The sequence below is a fragment of the Mesorhizobium sp. M5C.F.Ca.IN.020.29.1.1 genome (genome assembly GCF_003997375.1).
Classification (GTDB): domain Bacteria; phylum Pseudomonadota; class Alphaproteobacteria; order Rhizobiales; family Rhizobiaceae; genus Mesorhizobium; species Mesorhizobium wenxiniae.
On sequence record NZ_RZSW01000261.1, the window covers coordinates 1 to 8,229 of the forward strand.

At 60.3% G+C, this 8,229-nt stretch carries 6 protein-coding genes; 3 read left to right on the top strand and 3 right to left on the bottom strand.

Annotated features, from left to right (window positions below; all coding sequences use genetic code 11):
- The gene (locus EOA85_RS20255; RefSeq protein WP_127210924.1) at positions 1-1,167 is read left to right on the top strand and encodes a glycosyltransferase family 1 protein; all 1,167 of its coding nucleotides are present in this window, start codon (positions 1-3) and stop codon (positions 1,165-1,167) included.
- Positions 1,168-1,169: 2 nt separating this feature from the next.
- The gene (gene glf, locus EOA85_RS20260) at positions 1,170-2,339 is read left to right on the top strand and encodes a UDP-galactopyranose mutase (RefSeq protein WP_051695093.1); all 1,170 of its coding nucleotides are present in this window, start codon (positions 1,170-1,172) and stop codon (positions 2,337-2,339) included.
- Between the two features lie 24 nt (positions 2,340-2,363).
- Here the strand turns inward: glf and EOA85_RS20265 are convergent, their stop codons facing one another.
- The 3 genes from EOA85_RS20265 to EOA85_RS20275 form a co-directional block, all read right to left on the bottom strand.
- Positions 2,364-3,512: a beta-glucosidase gene (locus tag EOA85_RS20265; protein ID WP_127210925.1), complete on the bottom strand. Its 1,149-nt coding sequence runs from the start codon at positions 3,510-3,512 to the stop codon at positions 2,364-2,366.
- A 579-nt stretch (positions 3,513-4,091) separates the two neighbouring features.
- A complete protein-coding gene (locus tag EOA85_RS20270) occupies positions 4,092-6,083 on the bottom strand; it encodes an AI-2E family transporter (protein WP_164759768.1) in 1,992 nt (663 codons plus the stop codon).
- A 205-nt stretch (positions 6,084-6,288) separates the two neighbouring features.
- Positions 6,289-7,221, bottom strand: a complete 933-nt coding sequence (locus tag EOA85_RS20275; RefSeq protein ID WP_127210926.1) for a hypothetical protein — start codon at positions 7,219-7,221, stop codon at positions 6,289-6,291.
- Positions 7,222-7,976: 755 nt separating this feature from the next.
- Between EOA85_RS20275 and EOA85_RS20285 the strand changes: the two genes are divergently transcribed.
- Complete coding sequence (locus tag EOA85_RS20285) at positions 7,977-8,207, top strand: hypothetical protein (protein ID WP_127210928.1); 231 nt, start codon at positions 7,977-7,979, stop codon at positions 8,205-8,207.
- The last annotated feature ends 22 nt before the right edge of the window (positions 8,208-8,229 follow it).

Genomic DNA, 8,229 nt, shown 5'->3' on the forward strand with positions numbered 1-8,229 from the left:
ATAGCGGGCGGCAAAAAAAATAAATCAAATATCCCTATAAAATCGTCTATTCTACTTTGCTTTTCTCACCTCAGGTGGGATTTCGTACACCAACGCCCGCAGCATATTCTGACGCACGCCTCAAAACAGCAGCAGCTAATTTACTTTGAGGAGCCGGTCTACGAGGAAATATGCTATCCTTCGATCCGGGTGAACGATCGATCTGCAATGATCACAATCGTAACCCCGGTTCTTCCGGCCGGCATTTCCGCAACAAAGGCGGACGCCATCCAGCGCAGGTTCGTCGACCAGATCCTCACCTCAGCGCCGCATGACCGGCTGACTGTATGGTACTACACGCCGATGGCGCTGCGTTTCAGCGATCATCTCCGCTACGACGTGTGCGTCTACGACTGCATGGATGAACTCTCCGCCTTCAAGAACGCGCCGGCAGAGTTGACGCAGATGGAAAAGGCGCTGTTCCAGCGCGCTGATGTCGTGTTCACGGGCGGGCAGAGTCTGTACGAGGCCAAACGAAGCCTCCACAAGTCGATTTTTCCCTTCCCCAGCAGCATCGACGTTGCGCATTTCCACAAGGCAAGAGAGCCCGGCGATGACCCTGTAGACCAGGCAGACATACCTCACCCGAGAGTGGGCTTCTTCGGCGTGATCGACGAACGGCTCGACGTTGAAATGATCGCACAGGCGGCTGCGGCAATGCCCGAAGTGCATTTCGTCATGCTCGGCCCGGTGGTCAAGATCGACCCGCTAAGCTTGCCGCGCGCAAGTAACTTACATTGGCTGGGTGCCAAGCCCTACGCCGACCTGCCTCGCTATCTCAGGCACTGGAGCGCCGGCTGGATGCCCTTCGCGCTCAACGAGGCGACACGCTATATCAGCCCGACCAAAACTCCTGAGTTCCTGGCCGCCGGACTGCCGGTGGTCTCCACGGCGATTGTGGACGTCGTGCGCACCTATGGCGCCGAAGGCCTGGTCGACATTGTTGACGCCGAAGACATCGAAACCAAGCTTCGGTCCCTTCTGTCACGTCCCCGGAATTTCCTGTTGAAGGAAGTCGATGCCTACCTCGCCAACATGTCCTGGGAACGAACGTGGGACGCAATGGCTGCCCATATCCAGCGCGCCTATGCAATGAAAAGCATTGTGCCTTTGCGCCGGGGAGCCTGACCATGTTCGATTGGTTGATTGTCGGCGCCGGCTTCGCTGGCAGCGTGCTCGCCGAACGCATCGCATCGCAACGGCAGGAAAGCGTCCTGCTCATCGACCGGCGAAATCACATCGGCGGCAACGCTTATGACTGTTACGACGAAGCTGGAATTCTGGTCCACCGCTATGGGCCGCATATATTCCACACCAACGCCCAATCGATCATAGACTACCTCTCGCAGTTCACCGAATGGAGGCCTTACGAACATCGCGTACTGTCTTCGGTCGACGGAAAACTGCTGCCGATACCGATCAACCTCGACACGATCAATCGTCTGTACGATCTTGAATTGACGCCCGAGCAGTTGGAGGAGTTCTTCGCATCCCGACGAGAGACGGTCGAGGAAGTCCGGACAGCTGAAGACGTAGTTGTGAGCACCGTTGGCAGGGAACTCTACGAAAAATTCTTTCGCGGCTATACAAGGAAGCAGTGGGGTGTCGATCCGGCCCAACTAAGTAAGTCCGTGACTGCGCGGGTCCCAACGCGGATCAACCGCGATGATCGCTACTTTGGCGACACTTTCCAGAATATGCCGGCTGGCGGGTATACACGCATGTTCCAGCGCATGCTGGACAACCCAAGGATCAAGATCATGCTGCAGACCGATTATCGCGAAATTCGCGACAAGATCCCCTTTCAGCGGATGATCTACACTGGGCCGGTCGATGAATATTTCGACTGGAGCCTTGGTCGTCTGCCTTATCGGTCACTTCGGTTCGAGCACGTGACACTTGATTGCGAGCAGTTTCAGCCGGTCGCCGTTGTCAACTATCCGCAGACGGAAAACTATACCCGCATTACCGAGTACAAGCATCTGACCGGACAGCAGAGTCCTAAGACCAGCCTGACTTACGAATATCCAACCGACATCGGCGATCCCTATTACCCGGTGCCGCGGGCGGAAAACGAGGCGCTGTACAAACGCTATGAAGCACTGGCAGCGGCGTGCCCCGAAGTGTGGTTCGTCGGGCGCCTGGCCACGTACCGCTACTACAATATGGATCAGGTTGTCGGTCAGGCTCTGGCGACATTCGCGCGCATTCAACAGAGCCTGCCGGCAAACGGCACGGTGCAGATGCTTACGCAGCGGACGATGCTCGGCCAACATTCGGAGCAGTTCCCCACCTACTGACGTAGCCCGCCCCTTCTTCGACCGCTACGAAACAGCTGCCGCGAACAGTGTGCGCTGGCGCTCCAATTCATTTGCAACCGGCTGGCGAAGACTGCGCGAACCGTCGGCATGAATCGTGGAGAATAAGCCGACTTCCGCGTGGCGCGAATTGTCCCAGCCGGGATACGCAGTCACCGGGTACAGACATATACCCTGAATCGGGGCACCACGGCTCATTGCGTCGCGGACCTCATCGCAAACATAATGGAGCCATGCCGGTCGGCCTGATCCTTCAGCGCCTGTCTCGGCGATAAACATGGGCTTTCTGTAGCGCTCTGCGACTTCGACCAACATGTCGGAAAGCGCCCGATATTCGTGGTGGCCCATCGGTATCGTTGGCCCCTGAAAGTACCATTGGTTGTGCGGATAAAAGTTAAGTCCGATGACGTCGACACAGTCCTCGGCGCCGCCCAATTCGGGCTCGGCACGGCCCGTCAGCATGTCATAGGCTTCAAACTGGCCCTGACGGACATTTTCCGCGCGCCGCTGCTCGGCACGACTACGGTCACGGGGAGCAACATGGATTAGCGGTTCAGCCCATATGAACCGGCAACCAGGTTCGGCATCGCGCATCGCCTTGACGCCCGCAACCGCTGCCCTCACAAGCTGTCGCTTGAACCATCCCCGCTTCTTCGGCCCCACGCGTGGGAAATAGCCGACCTCTATCGCCCATGCGAAAAATGAGATCTCATTGATCGGGCACACCAAGGGAGCTACTCCTGTGATGGAGCGATGGACTCGGACAGCTTCAGCGGCGAAGCGGACATAGGCTTCTGTAAAGTCTGGGGCGCCTTGGTCTACGTGATCTGGTGAGCCATAGTGGAATATATCCCAGACGACCTGCACCCCCGCCGCGTGAGCCGCTTCGATCATTGAGATCCAACCCGACCAGTCGAAGACTCCTGGCGCAGTTTCAATCAGGTGCCAGCGCAAGCCGTCGCGGATCGTGCGAAGCCCAAGGGCAGCACAGCTGCGATAGTCGCCGAGAGCATGTTTGTCGTGTGCGGTTGCGCGAATCAAATCGAGGCGCACTCCGTCGCCGCGCCGATGCGAGGAACATTCGAAGCCAGCCATGAAGAAGCTGGCAAACGCGGACGGATATTCGCCCGGCGGACGCGCCGGCTCGTCGCTCATGCGTGCGATCCGTCGGCCAAGGCTCGCGCCAGCGCTCCCGCTAGGCGATCGACCATTGCCAGTTCCGACCCGCACCACAATTTCTTTCGGGCCGCCATCACCTCGCCTCTGAGTGGTACGGGTGCAAGCGTCGAATGTTGACCAAGCGAGCGAGAGCGGAGGCGAGTCCAGGTGTTGTCGGTGAGCAGAGGTCGACCTCAGAATGACAGACTGGCGCTCTCAAGCCCAGCCTCGTTGATCGTCGTCGCGCTGCATTGTCCCTCCTAATGGAATCCGAGGAAGGAGAAGATCGCAAGCACGACAACAATAAAGCCGATGAGATGGCGCAATCTCCCCCACATTGCGTACCGAACTTGCCTGCGACCGTGAGGTTCCCCTTCGGTTGAAATATTTCTGGTTGGGCGGTCGACCCGCCAACTTGGCATTTCTGCTCCGTACCTTTGACGCCCACGCGACTTCAGACCTCGCTACGCTTACTGACTGATTTTGATTGGTGTGATCGCGGACGCCAGGTGGGCGACGTCAGGAATGCGCCAGACATGATTATGAGCCCACGCCCTCGCCGCCCCTGTCCCGCGCTCATTTTGCGGCGGCAAGCGGCGCCTTCTGGGCAGGACGCAACCGGCGGCGCATGCGGCGCTTGGCAGCGATCTTCAGCGCAACCGGCGGATCGCTCGACAACGCGCCCTGAACGGCTTCGACCATGCCATACGCCACAAAATCGGCGTTGATTTCATTGACCAATTCGATGGCTGTGTTTTTGTCGTCGCCGTCCTCCGACCAGAACACGATCCCCACCCGCAGCGCCCTTTTGACACGTTTCAGCCGACGAACCAGGAAACGGGCATGTTTGACGGAGTCGCGGTTCAGGAATCCGACCACAACGGTGTCGACAGCGTCGAGTTCGAGCCGGCGAATGCTCGCCGGTTCCATGTCGGCAAAGCTCGCCTTCGAGACCGTCGCCCCTTGCACTTCGAGCACCTGCGCCAGCATGGCGGCGGCGGCATCGTCGAGTTCCCCGCGGCCGCCGGCACAAAGCACTGAGACGTCCGTGCCATCCGGGAGTTCGATGTCGTCCTCGCTCACCCCTTGAGCCTGCTTGTCCTCATCCGCTGTGGCAGGCTCGGCCGCGGCCGGATCATCGTCCTCCTCTGCTTCCTCCCGTGCGCTATCGTCGAGGTTCGCCACCAGCGTCTGCGCGCTGGCCGCCACCTGTCGTCTTTGCTCATCGCCCATGACACCCCGCACCCGATCCTGTTCGCCGAGCAGAAGTGCGGGAATGGCGACTTTGTCATAGAATTCGAACAGATATCTTTCCTCCAGGATCTCCTCGGCGTGATCTGTGGCTTCCTCTGGATCACCGGCCAACAGCCGTTGGTAGAGCCGAGCATGCGGTTCGAGCACCGGTTCGTTGCCGAACAGAACGTCGAGGAATTCGAACTGCGGCACGTGCCTGCCGAGCACGACGAGACAGACAGTGAGCGGCGTCGACAGAACCAGGCCCAGCGGACCCCAGAGCCAGGTCCAGAAGATCGCCGCAACGATGATGGCCAATGGTGAAAGCCCGGTTCGTGAACCGTAGAGCCATGGTTCGACGACGTTGCCGGTTATCATTTCCATGGCCACGAACAGCCCGGCGGTCCATAGCACGAGCGACCAGCCGGGAGCCACGGCAAGCGCCAGGAACAAAGGCAGCAACGCACCAATGATCGGGCCGATATAGGGAACAAAGCGCAGCGCCAACGCCAGCAAACCCCACAGCAGTGCATTGGGTATGCCGAGAACCCAAAGCCCGAATGCAATCGGCACGGCATAGAGGATATTCACCACCAATTGCATGAGCAGATATCGGCCGACCCGCTTGCCCGCTTCCTGGAGCGCCTCGGTGGTCCGATGAAGATCGCCGTACCCGACGAGGCGTATGAAACGGTCGCGCAGGTCCTCGCGCTCGAGCAGCATGAAGATGACGACGACGATGATCAGGCCGGCCGATGCCAGCGGGCTGATCAGCGGGCCGATCAGGTTCTGGAGAACCTGGAGCGGCCTTTCGCGCGCGATGATCTCGACAGGCACCGGCTCGCGCTCTGGCTCACCTGCGGTAGGCGGTGAGGTTTCCTGCCGGTCGAGTTCCTGACCAATGCGTTCGATCACGCCACTCAGCCTGGCGATGATGCCTCCGCCGACGCCGGTCTCCTTCAGGGATCGGACCTTGGTCAGGATATTCGACTGGTAAAGCGGGATGTTCTGCGCCAGTTCGCTCACCTGCGTGGCGACAATGAAAGAGAACAGCGCGAGGACCGTGAATGCACTCAGCACGCTGGCGATGACGGCCGGAAGACGGGGAAGGCCGACTCGCTTGAGTCCGGAAACTATGGGTGCGAGCGCAAAGGTAAGCAGCAGAGCGATTGCGATCGGCAGGAAAACCTCGCGCCCGAAGTACAGGGCCGCAACCGCCGCCACGACTGTTGCGACGGTGGGCAGTGACATGCGCGGGAGGGTTCTGGCAGAGGAAACAACGCCCATCACCCCGGGCTCGGCGGGGTGCATGCCGTTTCGACGATTGGCCGCCACTTGATACCTCCGCCCTGCCATAGCCATGATCAGGCATATTGAGCCGGCGTGCAACTTTCGCTTCTTCGCGCCGGCGAGTTCGAAGACGCGATCGGCAAGGGCGGCGCTTTGCGGCCCAACTGGACAGCCGGACGGGCGCTTCGGTCGCCGGACAAAACAACTGACGTGGTGATCGGTTCCGCACAGGCAGAAGACGAGGTCAGGCTTAATCCGAATGACGCAGCCAATGGCGGTCGAACACGTCGAGGATGCCTCGGAACTCGGCCGGCGGGATCTGGCTAGCACCGCCGTCCTTGCTGTCTCCGGCGAGGAATTGCGCCAGCTGCCGGTCGACCATTTCCGGCTGCTCAATTGCCACGCCGAGCGAAGCCAGATCATCGGCGGTCGACCCGTCGGGCGGCAGATATCCGCCCCATCCCTGGGGCGCCCGATTGCGCAAGCGGATCATCAGGATCCTGGTCAGGGACGGCTGCGGCTCCGGGCCGATGATGGTGGTGCCGCATAGATAGCCGCCAAGCACGCTTCCGGGCCGCGAGTGCGGAAACAGGCAGAGGAAGAATTGGGCTTCGCCGCTGGTTTCCTTCAGATGCGCATAAAGGCCGCGTTTTGCCGACGTCATCAGCCCTCCGAGCAGCAGCTGCCCGGTCGGCAATGCCTCGCGATAGGCGGCAGTCAGGCCGTGCGCCCCCGGCCCGGTCTCTATCGAAAGCCTGCCCCTGATCAACTGGCCACGATAATAGGGCGACAGGGCGCGCGAATAACATGCATAGGTTCCGGCAAGGGCCAATCCAAGGTTTCGCTCTTCATGCCCGGACGCCGTCTCGAACCGCGCGCCGACGCGGCGTTCCAGTTCGGCCCTCTCGACGCCGTGGCGGGCGCAGATCGCCGCCGTGAAGCCTGGCAGGTCGCTCTCTGCGATCCAGGCGCCGGGCTGCTCCAGCTTGAGAAGCTTCGACCAGTCGTCGTAGACGCTGAGTTCGCGCGGCTGGGCGCGGCCCTGCAGCCATTTGTCGGCACGGCCGAGATCGAACGCCGTCTTCGGGTTGACGCCTCGGAACGCCGCCGCCAAATCCTTGCGAGCGACGGTTCCCAGCAGGGCCGCAGTCAACCGTAACTTCTGCGCGATATGCTGTGCCATCCCACCCGCCCCTTTATGCCACCGCGAGGCATAACATGTGCCAGCACTTGCTCCCACCGCATTCATGTGGGCCGGACTTCTCCTAAAGTCCCATATTCCAGGAAATCCGCAGAATTCCACGCCGCTCCACGCGCCTACCCTTTTCGCCCTGCCGGGCAGCACTAAGGTCGCGCAGGGCAAGGGCAAGTTATGAAACTCACGCTAACTAGGCTTGAATACCAACACCTTTCCTCAGTCATTTGAACGACAGCGAAGCCGAGCTCTCGCAACCAGCAGAAACCAGCGTAGATGCCGCCGCAACAAAGTAAGGAATAATTCGATGTCCCGGACTGCTTCTCCCAAAATCCCCTTCACCGCGGTGCGGCTGGATCCGCCGCACTGCTGCTGCTGACCTTCGGGCCGGATGGACCGTCGCGTGCTGCTGCCGGCTCGCGCGCGGCAGCGACATATGGCAAGGCGGCTCCTGTGTCGCCGGCCATCGAGCCGACGCGCATTGAAGTCGACGGCGGCGCGCACGTGATACGCTTTTACATCGACGGCAAGGCGGTCGCCCTGCTAGACTCGACCGGCTTCAAGGATTGAACTTACGGGTCGGCGCGGCTGCGTAAGCCTAACTCGCGCCGGTTCCTTGCAGCCGCGCTTTTCCACAAGCCATATTCCAGGAATTCCGGAGAATTCCACGCCATTCCACACAGCGGCGGTGTTCGGGCCGGCGGCTGGGGTTAACCTTACGTTAACCATTGAGGGACGCCGTCATGAAACTTGCCCTGTCTGCACTTCTCGCCGTGCTCGCACTTTCGCAAACCGTGGAGGCTAAAACGAAAGTCGTTGCGACAGATGCGAAAGCGGCCACAGCCGAGAAAACCCGGCCGCCGCTCGACAAAAAGTCCACCGGCGGGATCAACGCCTCGTCCGGTGCGATGGCGGCGCCGGCCGACAAAAATGTGTCCAGTCCGTATCCGCCGGCGATCTATTTCGATTTCTAGAGTTTCATCCATCCCCTAATGG

What these genes read in the sequence shown, in the direction of transcription:
- glf (WP_051695093.1), top strand. Translation starts at nt 1,170, where the DNA reads ATGTTCGATTGGTTGATTGTCGGCGCCGGCTTCGCTGGCAGCGTGCTC.
- EOA85_RS20265 (WP_127210925.1), bottom strand. Translation starts at nt 3,512, where the DNA reads ATGAGCGACGAGCCGGCGCGTCCGCCGGGCGAATATCCGTCCGCGTTT.
- EOA85_RS20275 (WP_127210926.1), bottom strand. Translation starts at nt 7,221, where the DNA reads ATGGCACAGCATATCGCGCAGAAGTTACGGTTGACTGCGGCCCTGCTG.
- EOA85_RS20285 (WP_127210928.1), top strand. Translation starts at nt 7,977, where the DNA reads ATGAAACTTGCCCTGTCTGCACTTCTCGCCGTGCTCGCACTTTCGCAA.